Annotated in this window: 15 protein-coding genes; all 15 read left to right on the top strand. The window is 43.8% G+C overall.

Features of this window, described 5'->3' with window-relative positions; translation table 11 throughout:
• The first annotated feature begins 260 nt into the window (after positions 1 to 260).
• The 15 genes from atpB (at position 261) to RA086_RS09325 (ending at position 13,414) form a co-directional block, all read left to right on the top strand.
• A complete protein-coding gene (gene atpB / locus RA086_RS09395) occupies positions 261 to 977 on the top strand; it encodes a F0F1 ATP synthase subunit A (protein ID WP_308703539.1) in 717 nt (238 codons plus the stop codon).
• A gap of 41 nt (positions 978 to 1,018) precedes the next feature.
• A complete protein-coding gene (gene atpE / locus RA086_RS09390; RefSeq protein ID WP_003639224.1) occupies positions 1,019 to 1,231 on the top strand; it encodes a F0F1 ATP synthase subunit C in 213 nt (70 codons plus the stop codon).
• Between the two features lie 53 nt (positions 1,232 to 1,284).
• The gene (atpF, locus tag RA086_RS09385) at positions 1,285 to 1,803 is read left to right on the top strand and encodes a F0F1 ATP synthase subunit B (protein ID WP_308703538.1); all 519 of its coding nucleotides are present in this window, start codon (positions 1,285 to 1,287) and stop codon (positions 1,801 to 1,803) included.
• Entirely contained in the window at positions 1,790 to 2,335 is a 546-nt protein-coding gene (gene atpH / locus RA086_RS09380; protein ID WP_308703537.1) for an ATP synthase F1 subunit delta, read from the top strand. Before atpF ends, atpH begins: the two co-directional genes overlap by 14 nt.
• Positions 2,336 to 2,364: 29 nt before the next feature.
• Positions 2,365 to 3,885 (top strand): F0F1 ATP synthase subunit alpha, encoded by a 1,521-nt coding sequence (gene atpA, locus RA086_RS09375; RefSeq protein WP_308703536.1) that lies wholly within the window; start codon positions 2,365 to 2,367, stop codon positions 3,883 to 3,885.
• Positions 3,886 to 3,915: 30 nt separating this feature from the next.
• Complete coding sequence (locus tag RA086_RS09370) at positions 3,916 to 4,860, top strand: F0F1 ATP synthase subunit gamma (RefSeq protein ID WP_308703535.1); 945 nt, start codon at positions 3,916 to 3,918, stop codon at positions 4,858 to 4,860.
• Positions 4,861 to 4,885: 25 nt separating this feature from the next.
• Positions 4,886 to 6,289, top strand: coding sequence for a F0F1 ATP synthase subunit beta (gene atpD / locus RA086_RS09365; protein ID WP_308703534.1), 1,404 nt, complete (start codon positions 4,886 to 4,888; stop codon positions 6,287 to 6,289).
• Between the two features lie 11 nt (positions 6,290 to 6,300).
• On the top strand, positions 6,301 to 6,729 hold the full coding sequence (locus tag RA086_RS09360) for a F0F1 ATP synthase subunit epsilon (protein ID WP_308703533.1): 429 nt from the start codon (positions 6,301 to 6,303) through the stop codon (positions 6,727 to 6,729).
• Positions 6,730 to 7,785: 1,056 nt separating this feature from the next.
• Complete coding sequence (murA, locus tag RA086_RS09355) at positions 7,786 to 9,102, top strand: UDP-N-acetylglucosamine 1-carboxyvinyltransferase (protein WP_308703532.1); 1,317 nt, start codon at positions 7,786 to 7,788, stop codon at positions 9,100 to 9,102.
• Between the two features lie 93 nt (positions 9,103 to 9,195).
• Positions 9,196 to 9,750, top strand: coding sequence for a GNAT family N-acetyltransferase (locus RA086_RS09350; RefSeq protein ID WP_308703531.1), 555 nt, complete (start codon positions 9,196 to 9,198; stop codon positions 9,748 to 9,750).
• Positions 9,751 to 10,302: 552 nt separating this feature from the next.
• On the top strand, positions 10,303 to 11,298 hold the full coding sequence (mreB, locus tag RA086_RS09345) for a rod shape-determining protein (protein WP_308703530.1): 996 nt from the start codon (positions 10,303 to 10,305) through the stop codon (positions 11,296 to 11,298).
• Between the two features lie 6 nt (positions 11,299 to 11,304).
• Positions 11,305 to 11,559 carry a membrane protein insertion efficiency factor YidD gene (yidD, locus tag RA086_RS09340; protein ID WP_308704452.1) on the top strand — a complete coding sequence of 85 codons (255 nt, stop codon included), beginning with the start codon at positions 11,305 to 11,307 and terminating at the stop codon, positions 11,557 to 11,559.
• Positions 11,560 to 11,787, top strand: coding sequence for a DUF2969 domain-containing protein (locus RA086_RS09335; protein ID WP_308703529.1), 228 nt, complete (start codon positions 11,560 to 11,562; stop codon positions 11,785 to 11,787).
• 92 nt (positions 11,788 to 11,879) lie between these two features.
• The gene (locus RA086_RS09330; protein ID WP_308703528.1) at positions 11,880 to 13,085 is read left to right on the top strand and encodes an FtsW/RodA/SpoVE family cell cycle protein; all 1,206 of its coding nucleotides are present in this window, start codon (positions 11,880 to 11,882) and stop codon (positions 13,083 to 13,085) included.
• Positions 13,086 to 13,117: 32 nt separating this feature from the next.
• Positions 13,118 to 13,414 carry a glycine cleavage system protein H gene (locus RA086_RS09325; protein WP_308703527.1) on the top strand — a complete coding sequence of 99 codons (297 nt, stop codon included), beginning with the start codon at positions 13,118 to 13,120 and terminating at the stop codon, positions 13,412 to 13,414.
• Positions 13,415 to 13,568: the final 154 nt, after the last annotated feature.

Raw genomic sequence — 13,568 nt, 5'->3', positions numbered from 1 at the left:
AGAAAATGAAAATATACGGAACTTTATGAAAATCCCATGATGTCAAAGGCGGTTGAACCCTTGATATCGTGGGATTTTTGCCAAGTGACTAAATAATGAAATTATTTTGAATTTTTAGGTTGGTGGTGGTATTATTACCATTGTATTTTAATTAGAGGTCGCTCTAATTTACTATTTCATGTTTCGATACAATTGACGTTAATTGTTCCACACGTTATGGTTATCGTGTACACCGAAATTAAGGAAAGAGGTGATATTCAGTGGGTGATCCAGTTCCTACGGTCAAATTCCTTGGGTTGACGTTTAATATTGCGAATGACATCTCGATTTTACTCACTTGTATAATCGTATTTTTATTTGTCTTTCTATTGTCGCGGCATTTAGCGTTGAAGCCTAAGGGTGGGCAAAATGTGCTGGAGTGGCTCATCGAGTTCACGAACGGCATTGTCAAGGGTTCGATCAAGGGTAACGACGCGGGACGCTTCGGTTTATATGCGTTCACGTTGTTCCTATTCATTTTCGTCGCTAACCAACTTGGTCTGTTTCTACACGTCCAGGTCGGCCAGTATACGTACGTTAAAAGCCCAACCGCAGATCCGATTGTGACGCTGACGTTGTCATTTATGACAGTGGCGTTAGCGCATGCTGCTGGCGTACAAAAGAAGGGTATGAAGGGTTATCTTAAAGAATATACTTCACCATTCCTTGTATTCTTGCCGATCAACATTTTCGAACAATTTACCGACTTCCTAACCTTAGGACTTCGGCTGTTCGGGAATATCTTTGCTGGTGAAATGCTATTGAGTAAGGTTGCAACTTTAGCAACTGATGGGGGTAGTTGGTTTAGTTATGTCTACTCCTTCCCAATTGAATTTCTTTGGCAAGGGTTCTCAGTATTTATCGGGAGTGTTCAAGCATTCGTGTTTGTCACCTTGACTTCAGTTTATATTTCTCAAAAAGTATCGCCTGAGGAATAGTAATTTTCAGTTTTTTTAATTTTAAGGAGGATACACAAATTATGGGAGCAATTGCTGCAGGTATTGCTATGTTTGGTGCCGCTTTAGGTGCTGGTATTGGTAACGGTTTGGTTATTTCAAAGATGCTTGAAGGTATGGCCCGTCAACCAGAATTATCTGGACAATTACGGACTAACATGTTCATCGGTGTTGGGTTAATTGAATCAATGCCAATCATTTCCTTCGTTGTGGCCTTGATGGTTATGAACAAGTAATCATTGGTCAACGAGTTCATTTTAATGAAAATGAAAGAAGGAGGTGTCATTAGATGCTCTCGCATTTAATTATCGGTGCATCCGGTCTTTACCTTGGCGACATGTTGTTTATTGCGATTAGTTTTATCGTTTTGATGGCGTTGATTGCGCGAGTCGCTTGGAACCCTGTCACAAAAATGATGGGTGAACGGGCTGACAAGATTGCCAACGATATTGATTCAGCGAAGAAGTCTCGTCAAGAGGCGACTGATTTAGCTGATCAACGTCGTGATGCCTTATCACATTCACGGAGCGAAGCTAGCGATATTGTCGCTGATGCTAAGCAAAATGGTGAAAAACAGCGCACAACGATTGTTGCCGACGCTCAAAACGAAGCTACGCAGTATAAACAAAATGCGCGTAAAGATATTGAACAGGAGCGTCAAGATGCCTTAAAGAACGTCCAAGCTGACGTGGCTGACATTTCGGTTGAAATTGCTTCTAAGATTATTAAGAAGCAATTGGATCCTGAAGGTCAACAGGCATTAATCAATTCGTATATTGAAGGGTTGGGAAAGCATGAGTCTAGATAATCTTACGATTGCAAATCGCTACTCAAAGGCACTCTTTGAGCTTGCAGTTGAAAAAGATCAGACCGAAGCATTCCTGGCTGAATTAAAACAATTACGGCAAGTCTTTGTCGACAATCCGCAATTGGCAGAGGTCCTTTCAGGATCATTGCTCTCGGTTGATCAAAAGCAGGCAACGTTGTCAACTTTGACTGACCATGCTTCAGAATACATTAAAAACTTTATTCAAATGTTGTATGATTACGGCCGCATGTCGAATTTGGTAGCCATTATCGACGCGTTTGAGCAACGTTATGATGAAAATCATAAGATAGTGCATGCCGAAGTAACGTCCGCGGTCAAGTTGTCAGATGAGCAAGCTAATGCCATCGCAGCTGCGTTTGCCAAGCGTGTCGGTGCCGACCAAGTTAAGTTAGCACGAAAGGTTGACGCAGAAATTATTGGCGGCGTGATTGTTCGTTCAAACAATCAAACGTTTGATGGCAGCGTCGCTTTACAATTAATGAACTTAAGACGAGCACTCATCAACAATTAGAAAGTCTTTTACGAAGAGGTGAAACTTTTATGAGCATTAAATCTGAAGAAATCAGTGCTCTAATCAAACAACAATTAGAAAGTTATCAAACTGAGCTCTCAGTCGCTGAAACCGGTTCTGTCACCTACGTTGGTGATGGGATTGCCCGGGCACATGGACTCGACAACGCCTTACAAGGTGAATTGCTCGAATTCAATAACGGGGTTTACGGAATGGTACAAAACCTTGAAAGCAATGATGTTGGTATCGTTGTTTTAGGTGATTTTGATGGTATTCGTGAAGGCGATACTGTTAAACGTACTGGCCGCATCATGGAAGTTCCTGTTGGGGACAATATGATTGGCCGGGTCGTTAACCCATTAGGTCAGCCAATCGATGGTTTAGGTGAAATTAAAACGTCACATACGCGACCAATCGAACACAAAGCACCTGGGATTATGGAACGACAATCAGTTAGTGAACCACTCCAAACTGGGATTAAGGCCATTGATGCCTTAGTACCAATTGGTCGTGGCCAACGTGAATTGATTATCGGTGACCGTAAGACTGGGAAAACTTCTGTGGCTATTGATGCCATTTTGAACCAAAAAGACCAAGATATGATCTGTATCTATGTCGCAATTGGTCAAAAAGACTCAACGGTTCGGGCACAAGTTGAAACACTTAAAAAGTATGGCGCGATGGATTACACTATTGTCGTAACTGCCGGTCCTTCTGAACCAGCACCATTACTTTACTTGGCACCTTATGCCGGGGCAGCGATGGGTGAAGAGTTCATGCATAATGGCAAGCATGTTTTGATTATCTATGATGATTTATCAAAACAAGCGACGGCTTATCGTGAACTTTCATTGATCTTACGTCGTCCTCCAGGTCGTGAAGCTTATCCTGGGGATGTTTTCTACTTGCATTCACGGTTGCTCGAACGGGCTGCGAAGTTGAACGATAAGTTAGGTGGCGGGTCGATGACTGCGTTACCAATTATCGAAACGCAAGCTGGCGATATTTCCGCTTATATTCCAACCAACGTGATTTCCATCACCGATGGTCAAATCTTCTTGGATAGTGATTCATTCTATTCAGGTGTACGGCCAGCCATTGATGCCGGGGCCTCTGTTTCCCGGGTTGGTGGGGATGCTCAAATCAAAGCGATGAAGTCTGTTGCTGGGACGTTACGACTTGATTTGGCGTCATTCCGTGAATTGGAATCATTCTCACAATTCGGTTCTGACTTGGATGCGGCAACGCAAGCTAAGTTAAATCGTGGGCAACGGATCGTTGAAGTCTTGAAGCAACCTGTTCATTCACCATTAAAGGTTGAAGAACAAGTTATGATTTTGTATGCCTTAGCGAATGGTTACTTGGATAAAGTTGCGATCGAAGACATTGCACGTTATCAAACTGAATTGTTTGCTTTCGTCCACACGAGTCATCAAGACTTATTTGATACGATTGTCTCAACAAAGAAATTACCAGATGCTGACCAAATCAATGGCGCATTGGATGAATTTGCACAGCAGTTCCAGCCAACCGCTGCCGCTGCTAAGTAGTTAATGGCTGAAAAGGATGGTGAGTAGTGCATGGCAGAATCATTAATGGATGTCAAGCGCCGGATTGACTCAACCAAGAAGACTCATCAGATCACGTCCGCAATGCAAATGGTTTCGACTTCTAAGTTGAACCAGATTCAAAAGCATACGAGCACGTATCAGGTGTATGCTTCCAAAGTTGAAAGCATCGTTTCACATCTTGCCAAAGCTCATCTGATGTCAGCGAGCGCTGGTGTTCCGAACAGTAATTCTAATACCATTTCGGTTAGTGAATTATTGGCTCAACGCCCCGTTAAACGCACCGGTTTATTAATCATTACCTCTGATCGAGGGTTGGTGGGAAGCTACAATTCGAACGTTTTGAAACAAACGAACGATTTTATGCATCAACACCAATTAAATGCTGATAATGCCGTTGTGTTAGCGGTCGGTGGCACTGGTGCGGATTTCTATAAGAAGAACGGCTTGAACGTTGCCTACGAATATCGTGGCGTTTCTGACGTACCAACTTTTAAAGAAGTCCGTGAAATCGTTAAAACAGTTACCTCGATGTACCATAATGAAGTCTTTGACGAACTTTATGTCTTCTATAATCACTTTATTAACCGTTTGTCTTCCGGATTCCGGTCAGTTAAAATGCTACCGATCTCTGAAGAGACTTTCGCACAAAGTGAAAAAGATAACCGGCCAGCCGAAGATAGTCGAGTGGATGTCGGTCCCGAGTACGAAATGGAACCTTCAGAAGAAGCAATTTTGTCGGCCGTGTTGCCACAATATGCTGAAAGCTTGGTTTATGGTGCCATCTTGGATGCAAAAACTGCTGAACATGCCTCATCGTCGACAGCGATGAAGGCGGCATCAGATAATGCTGGCGATTTAATTGATAAGTTGAATTTGAAATATAACCGCGCACGTCAAGCTGCTATTACGACGGAAATCACCGAAATTACAGGTGGTTTGGTTGCGCAAGAATAACGAATTTGGGAGGAATTAACGACTAATGAGTACAGGTAAAGTTGTACAAGTTATTGGACCCGTTGTCGACGTTGAATTCTCTCTAAACGACAAGTTACCTGATATTAATAATGCCTTACTCATCCATAAAGACGGCGACGATACCTTAACGGTTGAAGTTTCGTTGGAATTAGGTGATGGGGTCGTTCGGACTGTCGCAATGGACGGGACGGATGGTTTACGTCGGGGAATGGCAGTTGAAGACACTGGTTCTTCAATTACGGTTCCTGTTGGTAAGGAAACGTTAGGTCGGGTATTTAACGTTTTAGGAGAGACCATTGATGGTGGTCCAGAATTCGGTCCAGATGCAGAACGGAACCCGATTCACCGGGATGCCCCTGCATACGATGAATTAACGACCAGTACGGAAGTCTTGGAAACTGGGATTAAAGTTATCGACCTCTTAGCACCATATGTTCGTGGTGGTAAGATTGGGTTGTTCGGTGGTGCCGGTGTTGGTAAGACTGTTTTAATTCAGGAATTAATTCATAACATTGCCCAAGAACATAACGGGATTTCCGTCTTCACCGGTGTTGGTGAACGGACTCGTGAAGGGAATGACCTTTACTTCGAAATGAAGGAATCTGGTGTGTTGAAAAACACTGCCATGGTTTATGGTCAAATGAACGAACCACCTGGTGCCCGGATGCGAGTTGCTTTGACTGGTTTGACGATTGCGGAATATTTCCGGGACGTTGCTGGCCAAGATGTGCTCTTATTTATTGATAACATTTTCCGGTTTACGCAAGCTGGTTCTGAAGTTTCTGCCTTACTAGGTCGGATTCCTTCAGCCGTTGGTTACCAACCTACCTTGGCAACTGAAATGGGTCAATTACAAGAACGAATCACTTCAACCAAAAAAGGTTCTGTGACGTCGATTCAAGCCGTTTATGTGCCTGCCGATGATTATACTGACCCGGCACCTGCAACAACTTTCGCCCATTTGGACGCGACGACTAACTTGGAACGTTCTTTGACTGAACAAGGGATCTATCCTGCCGTTGATCCGTTAGCTTCTTCATCAATCGCGTTGGACCCATCAATTGTTGGGGCTGAACATTATGAAGTTGCGACCGAAGTTCAACGGGTCTTGCAACGTTATCGTGAATTGCAAGATATCATTTCGATCTTAGGGATGGATGAATTGTCTGACGAAGAAAAGACCACTGTGGCACGTGCTCGGCGGATTCAATTCTTCTTGTCACAAAACTTCTTCGTTGCTGAAAACTTTACAGGCCAACCTGGTTCATATGTGCCAATCAAGGAAACTGTCAAAGGTTTCAAGGAAATTCTTGAAGGTAAATATGATGACTTACCAGAAGATGCTTTCCGTCAAGTTGGTAAGATCGAAGATGCGGTCGAAAAAGCGAAATCGATGGTCACTGATTAGGAGGGGTTAACATGGCTGACAATGCAAACTCATTAACCGTTAGCATCGTTACTCCAGACGGTCAGGTCTATGAAAGTAAAACGCCCATGTTGATCGTTCGCACGATTAACGGCGAATTAGGGATTTTGCCGAACCACATTCCGATGATTGCTTCTTTAGCCATTGACGAAGTTCGGATCAAGCAACAGGAAACGGATCAGGAAGACGATGAAATTGCCGTTAACGGCGGTTTCGTGGAATTCAGTAACAATGTCGCAACTATTGTGGCAGATAGTGCTGAACGTCAAAATGATATCGATGTTGCACGGGCTGAAAATGCCCGGAAACGAGCTGAAAGTCGGATTCAAGAAGCCCAACAAAAGCATGATGATGCTGAGTTGGCACGGGCACAAGTCGCATTGCGGCGTGCCGTGAACCGTCTACATGTGGCCCATCGATAAGAGTGTGAGCGCCAGCGGGTTGCTTCCGAGCATAGCCTAGTTACCAATATGATGCGGGTTTAGCATCGTATTGGTAACGTAGCTAAGCGGAGGACGCAGCTGGGGCGAACACGTTTCGAAAAGCAAATAATCAAAGTACCTACAGCCAGCCGGTTGTAGGTACTTTTTTTAGGCAAAAACAGTTTTCGTTCATCACTCACAATACTCACAACCACGCCGCATCTCCACCAGCCACGACGAATAAGCCACCGTTAACAGTTCAATGACTATTGATAATTAGTTGAACTTTATTTGCGAAAGGTCAAACTGTTTAATTACTCGCGGTTTAGAAGCGTGAATTCTATCTGAAACCGCTTACTGTCGCTTAAAATAAGATTATAGACCAGCGAAGCATTGGTCGACCTCAGATTGACACTGGTAAGTTTGTCTCAGGTTGGCTAAACTGACGAGCAGAACAGGTGAAGTCTAGCTGGTTAGGATGTCATGACTTACAGTGATAAGCACTCACATGAACGCCATCGTAAAACGACCTGTTGGTTTGATGGGGTCCCGGGATCACATGTGAACGGCTATCAGTCGTGAGTCAGCAGATGTCAAGATTTTGTAACGGATAGTCTAACGTTTCAATGAGTTGCACCTGCTATTAACCACAAATTAAATAACTTGGCACTAGCAATATCTAACTAAGTTAACTAATCATAAGTAAATGACAGAATGTTAAAAATGTAACATTTTTGTAAAATGTAATATTTATTCGCTTAGGGTTTATGTTATGATGATTAGGAAACTACTAGGAATACCAAGTGATGACGCTATTTGAACAAAGTGCCATCATGGGATTTTGTGAGTCGGTTTTTTGCGTGTTTGGATTGCTTTTTGGGTATAGCAATTAGCAGGGCTGTGCGTTAATGCAGGCGTCTTGAGCAGCATCAAAATTATTTGGTCATCCCAATTAAAGGGAGCCAATAAAAGTTTGGTCTGGTCAGACGATTGCATCGTAATCCAAAATTTCGGCTATCTGGTTTGATTATAATCGTTTGTGATGGAGGGTTATCCATGGAGGAAATTGTAGTTCATGGCGGTCATCGTTTGACAGGAAATGTCCATATCGAAGGTGCCAAAAATGCAGTATTGCCGATTCTAGCAGCAGGGTTGCTGGCTAGTTCTGGCACGACACATCTAACAAATGTGCCCGTATTATCAGATGTTTTTACAATGAACAATGTGTTACGTTTCTTAAATACAAAAGTAGATTTTGATGAAATAAATAAAACCATTGATATTGATGCAAGTCAACAATTATCAGCGGAAGCACCATTCCAATATGTTTCGAAGATGCGCGCTTCAATCGTGGTCATGGGACCATTATTAGCACGTTTAGGTCACGCTAAGGTTGCGATGCCTGGTGGCTGTGCGATTGGCTCGCGGCCGATTGATTTGCACCTTAAAGGGCTAAGTGCGCTGGGTGCCGAGATTGAACGGCATGATGGCTATGTTGAAGCAACCGCAGAAAAACTACACGGTGCCTCAATTTACCTCGATTTTCCAAGTGTTGGTGCGACCCAAAATATCATGATGGCAGCAACTTTGGCAGAAGGCACCACCACGATGGAAAATGTGGCTCGTGAACCAGAAATCGTTGACTTAGCCAACATTTTAAACCAAATGGGTGCTAAGGTAATGGGTGCCGGAACTGAAACGATTCGGATACAAGGTGTTCCGGCCATGCACGGTTGTGAACATAGTATCGTGCAAGATCGAATCGAAGCCGGCACATTTATGGTGGCCGCAGCAGTCACACAAGGCAACGTCCTCGTTGAAGATGCTATTGCGGAACACAACAAGCCCTTGATTTCTAAAATGCGCGAGATGGGGGTCACGGTTACCGAAGAAGCTGGTGGTATTCGGGTCATTGGCCCGTTGAAGCTCAAGCCAACTTCAGTTAAAACCATGCCACATCCGGGTTTTCCAACCGATATGCAACCACAAATGACTATTTTACAGCTCTGTGCCCAAGGGACCAGTTTGCTGACTGAAACCGTCTTTGAAAATCGGTTCATGCATTTGGAAGAATTGCGCCGGATGAACGCAGATTTTAAAATTGAAGGACGTTCTGTCATTATGTATGGGCCAACTAACTTTAATGGCGCCCAAGTGACGGCGACTGATTTACGTGCAGCAGCGGCATTAGTCATTGCTGGGCTGGTCAGTCGGGGTTACACCGAAGTGACGAACTTGAAATATCTGGATCGCGGTTACTTTAATTTCCATGGTAAATTAGCGAAGTTAGGTGCGGAAATTAAGCGCATCAGCGTGCCAGACGAAGCCGTTTATGCGTTAAATCCTGATTTTGCGCATGAAGCAGCTGAATAGCCTTAAAAAATAGCTTACAAAACCTTCAAAATGCGATAAACTCGTGTTTGAAGGTTTTTTTATGAAAATGGTCATTCAGGAGGGAAACAAAATATGTTCATAAATATTATTGATAAACATATCTCATTAAAACCAACCGAAGTGGCAGATGCCGAACCACTGTTTGATTTACTGGCTGCGAATCGTCAGTATTTAAAACCCTGGATGCCGTGGGTCGATGGGACTGACACTGTGCAAGCTGAACGTCAGTTTATTGAATCAATGTTGACGAAACAAGCGCATGGAAAAGTTTTTCTGGCAACAATCGTCGTCGATGGCGAAGTTGCTGGGATGATTGATGTGCACAATATTAGCGCGCTTAACCATCGCGGTGAGATTGGTTACTGGCTAGGTCAAGCTTATGTCGGTAGAGGTGTGATGACAAAATCACTTGAGCGTGTCGAAGAAATTGCCTTTACAGAACTTGATCTGCATAAATTGAGCTTGGGTGCCGACGTGGCTAACAAACCTAGTCGTGCGGTCGCTGAGCGGCGTCAATATCATTTAGATGCGACCCTACCGGATAATATTTTGGTTAACGCTCAATATAAAGACGAAGCGATTTATTCGCTCACAGTTGATGAATGGTCTAAACGTCGCGACGATTAGAATATTGTCGTGTACGTACTTATAAAATAGGCTTAACTTGTCGCTCCGGTTGGTCTGGACTGATGCTGGAACGTGGTGGCCACGTTTGTGAGCCAAAGTGCGGTCTCACAAGCCGGGCTTTCTCTAAGCTGGAAATTCACCAGCCAAGAGAAATTTCACCACTGAGCATCATCCAGCCCGCCCTGCGCTGATCATTCGACTTAAAGGAAATTGGTTTTTATCTACATTGAATTTATTAACGTTTTATCTGCAACCACTATTTAAGACGTTGGAGTGGACCAGTTCGTTCACCGTGTCGAGACACTTAGCTGGGGGATTTTTACCCAGGTTAGTGTCTGGGCCGACTTTTAAGACGTGGTTTGCGGCTTGAAAGCGCCCTGCAGACCGTATTTTGGCTGCAGGGTTTGCCCCAAGGCGAACGTGCTGGTCAACGGAGACGGCGAATTAATCGGTTATTTGAAGTACGAGTACGACGTGACACTGGTTCGCAGGTCGGGATGAGTATGCTATAATGATAAGTTGTATAACTGCAAGTTTGAGAGGAGCAAAAACATGGCTTTAGATATTGGTATCGACTTAGGTACTGCCAATGTTTTGATTTACGTATCCGGGAAGGGCATCGTGTTAAATGAACCATCCGTCGTTGCCATTGATACGAATACGAATCAAGTATTAGCAGTCGGGTCGGAAGCCTATCAAATGGTTGGTAAGACCCCAAGTAACATTCGGGCAATCCGACCATTAAAGGACGGGGTAATTTCAGATTTTGATGTTACCGAAGAAATGTTGTCTTATTTCATTAAAAAATTAAATGTGCGTGGTATTATGTCACGCCCAAGTATTATGATCTGTACGCCAACGAACACCACGGAAATCGAACGTAAGGCGATCTTACAGGCGGCTGAAAAGTCCGGTGGTAACAAGGTGTATTTGGAAGTCGAACCTAAAGTTGCTGCCATTGGTGCTGGTATGGATATTTTCCAACCACGCGGTAACATGGTCATTGATATTGGTGGTGGGACTAGTGATATTGCCGTCTTATCTTTAGGCGATATCGTTGCTAGCAGCTCACTACGGATGGCTGGCGATCGGATGAACCAAGACATTGCTAACTACGTTAAAGATGAGCATCATTTGCTAATTGGTGAACGGACCGCGGAAAATGTTAAGATTCAGATCGCACAAGTCTTCAAACAAGATGACGATGATGATCAAGTCATGCAAGTTCGTGGTCGCGATACGGTCACTGGGATGCCACGTTCAATTGACATGGATTCCAATGAAGTTGAAGTAGCGATTCATGATACGTTGATGCAAATTGTGACGACTGCTCATCATGTTATGGAAACTCTACCACCAGAAATTTCTGCCGATATTATTGATCGCGGCATTATGTTAACTGGTGGGGGCGCGCTTTTGAGCGGCTTAGATCAATTAATTAGTGAAAACTTAAAAGTGCCAGTGATGGTGGCTGAACACCCATTGAATAATGTGGCGCAAGGTGCCGGTATCTTACTGGAACACATGCAAAAGAGTGCTAAAAAATAATTGGCGATGAAACACGTTTTAATTAGTAGTATTCGTTGGTATCAACGGGCCATATCCACCTTTTCGCCGGCGCATTGCCGTTATTGGCCGACTTGCTCGACTTATACGATTGAAGCGGTTGAGCGCTTTGGTGCGGCTCGTGGTGGCCTGATGGGGCTGGCTCGTGTTTTACGCTGTCAACCATTTGTCAAAGGCGGCTTTGATCCGGTACCAGCGAAATTTTCATTACGTCGCAATCCGGCCTTTAAGGAGGAAAAGTAATTGTCAAAAAAAGATAAAGCCATTTCAGTGACACTTAACGAAACTAAAGTGAACGATCAAACGGTCACCGAAGTTTTGATTGGGAAACAAGTGATCGGTCAAGTGATGCAAGACGGCGATCGCTTTGATGCGGAACTGTCTAGTGATGTGCAACCATTTGCACACACCAAATCATTTGATGAAAGTTTGCAAGAAGTCCTTTCAGCGTACCACTTGCATAAAGGCTAATTTTTGGTTAACCTTCAACCTGGTTCCGTTTATTCGGCACCAGGTTGTTGTATAATCAAGCTTATCTTAGAAAAATAAGGAGCGTTATTACTGTGGCAGAAGAATCTAGACTTCGTGGTCAAGCAGAAGAATCACGGATTGACTGGGGAATTATCTTCTCCGTCATGATGCTGGGCTTGATTGGGCTGGCCTCAATTTATGTCGCTGCCAGTCATGATTCAAGTGTGGTCAACGTGACGAAGCAGGTTATTTCGCAAGTGATGTGGTTTGTGATCGGGACGACGTTAGCAGTCATTATTATGCAGTTTGACTCCGAACAGCTTTGGCGGGTGGCTCCGCTAGCTTATTGGTTCGGGATCTTCCTCCTAGTGGCGGTCTTAGTCTTGTATAGTCGAACGATGTATGCAAGTACTGGGGCCAAAAGTTGGTTTGCAGTTGGTTCATTGACTTTCCAACCGTCAGAAATTATGAAGCCAGCCTTCATTTTGATGTTAGGTCGGGTCGTCACGATGCACAATACTGAGAATCCAACGCATACGCCGGCCGGTGATTGGCAATTAATTGGTAAACTAATTGCTTATACGGTACCGTTGGTGATCTTACTAAAGCTCCAAAATGACTTTGGGACGATGTTAGTCTTCTTTGCCATTTTAGGTGGGGTCATTTTAGTTTCAGGGATCTCTTGGCGGTTACTCGCACCAGCCTTTGCCATTGTGTTTGCGTTTGCTGGAACGGTGCTCTACTTGGTTATTACAACCAGTGGGCGTCATGTGTTGGAAGCGGTCGGGTTTAAGGCTTATCAATTTGCCCGGATCGATACTTGGTTAAACCCATCCACTGATACGTCCAACAACGCGTATCAAGTTTGGCAAAGTATGAAAGCCATTGGTTCTGGCCAAATTACTGGCCGGGGCTTCAATGTGTCACACGTTACAGTACCGGTACGTGAATCCGATATGATTTTCTCCGTGATTGGTGAAAACTTCGGTTTTATCGGCTGTACCATTGTAGTTTTATTATATTTCTTGTTAATCTATCAAATGATCCGTGTGACCTTTAATACGAAAAATGAGTTTTATGCTTACATCTCAACGGGTGTTATTATGATGATCTTATTCCATGTCTTTGAAAATGTTGGGATGAGTATCGGTTTGCTCCCAATGACTGGGATTCCTTTGCCGTTTATTAGTCAAGGGGGTTCGGCGTTGATTGCGAACATGGCCGGAATTGGGCTGATCATGTCGATGCGGTTCCATTACAAGTCATACATGTTTAGTCGTAACGACCGGTTTGAATAAGGAATTAAATTAAGGAAAGCATGGTGTTGAAGATGAGTGAAGATGCAAATTATTTTTGGACGAAAGATACTGACGGTCATACGCGAATTGGTTTAACGAAAGCCGCTCACGAAGCCTTAGGTGAAGTGAAGTATGCTGAGTTACCAGCCGTTGGTGACAAGGTCAGCCAAAAAGAAGCTTTCCTTAGTATTGAAGCAACGAAAGCCGTTTCAGAATTTAATTGCCCAATTAACGGGACCGTTACGGCCGTTAATCCAGCATTGAAAGCTGACTTTACGGCTTTGAACAGTTTAGAAGATGGTGTCGCTTGGTTGATCGACGTCGATTAATTTTCGGGGTTGACAAGCGAATCCGTCCTCGGTATACTCAGGACATTAATAAATCATTAGAAAAATGTCATTTTGAAAAGATGAGTACGCGGTAACGACTACTAAGAGAGTCTCAGGTTGGTGTAATGAGATTAGGCGTGAAGCGGAAGATGGT

Source organism: Lactiplantibacillus brownii (genome assembly GCF_031085375.1).
Lineage (GTDB): Bacteria > Bacillota > Bacilli > Lactobacillales > Lactobacillaceae > Lactiplantibacillus > Lactiplantibacillus brownii.
The sequence above is the reverse complement of the archived record's forward strand: the minus strand, read 5'-3'. Positions and strand labels throughout refer to the sequence as shown.

Coding starts and splice junctions, on each gene's coding strand:
- atpE (WP_003639224.1), top strand. CDS start 1,019: ATGGGAGCAATTGCTGCAGGTATTGCTATGTTTGGTGCCGCTTTAGGT.
- atpF (WP_308703538.1), top strand. CDS start 1,285: ATGCTCTCGCATTTAATTATCGGTGCATCCGGTCTTTACCTTGGCGAC.
- atpH (WP_308703537.1), top strand. CDS start 1,790: ATGAGTCTAGATAATCTTACGATTGCAAATCGCTACTCAAAGGCACTC.
- atpA (WP_308703536.1), top strand. CDS start 2,365: ATGAGCATTAAATCTGAAGAAATCAGTGCTCTAATCAAACAACAATTA.
- RA086_RS09370 (WP_308703535.1), top strand. CDS start 3,916: ATGGCAGAATCATTAATGGATGTCAAGCGCCGGATTGACTCAACCAAG.
- atpD (WP_308703534.1), top strand. CDS start 4,886: ATGAGTACAGGTAAAGTTGTACAAGTTATTGGACCCGTTGTCGACGTT.
- RA086_RS09360 (WP_308703533.1), top strand. CDS start 6,301: ATGGCTGACAATGCAAACTCATTAACCGTTAGCATCGTTACTCCAGAC.
- murA (WP_308703532.1), top strand. CDS start 7,786: ATGGAGGAAATTGTAGTTCATGGCGGTCATCGTTTGACAGGAAATGTC.
- RA086_RS09350 (WP_308703531.1), top strand. CDS start 9,196: ATGTTCATAAATATTATTGATAAACATATCTCATTAAAACCAACCGAA.
- mreB (WP_308703530.1), top strand. CDS start 10,303: ATGGCTTTAGATATTGGTATCGACTTAGGTACTGCCAATGTTTTGATT.
- yidD (WP_308704452.1), top strand. CDS start 11,305: ATGAAACACGTTTTAATTAGTAGTATTCGTTGGTATCAACGGGCCATA.
- RA086_RS09325 (WP_308703527.1), top strand. CDS start 13,118: ATGAGTGAAGATGCAAATTATTTTTGGACGAAAGATACTGACGGTCAT.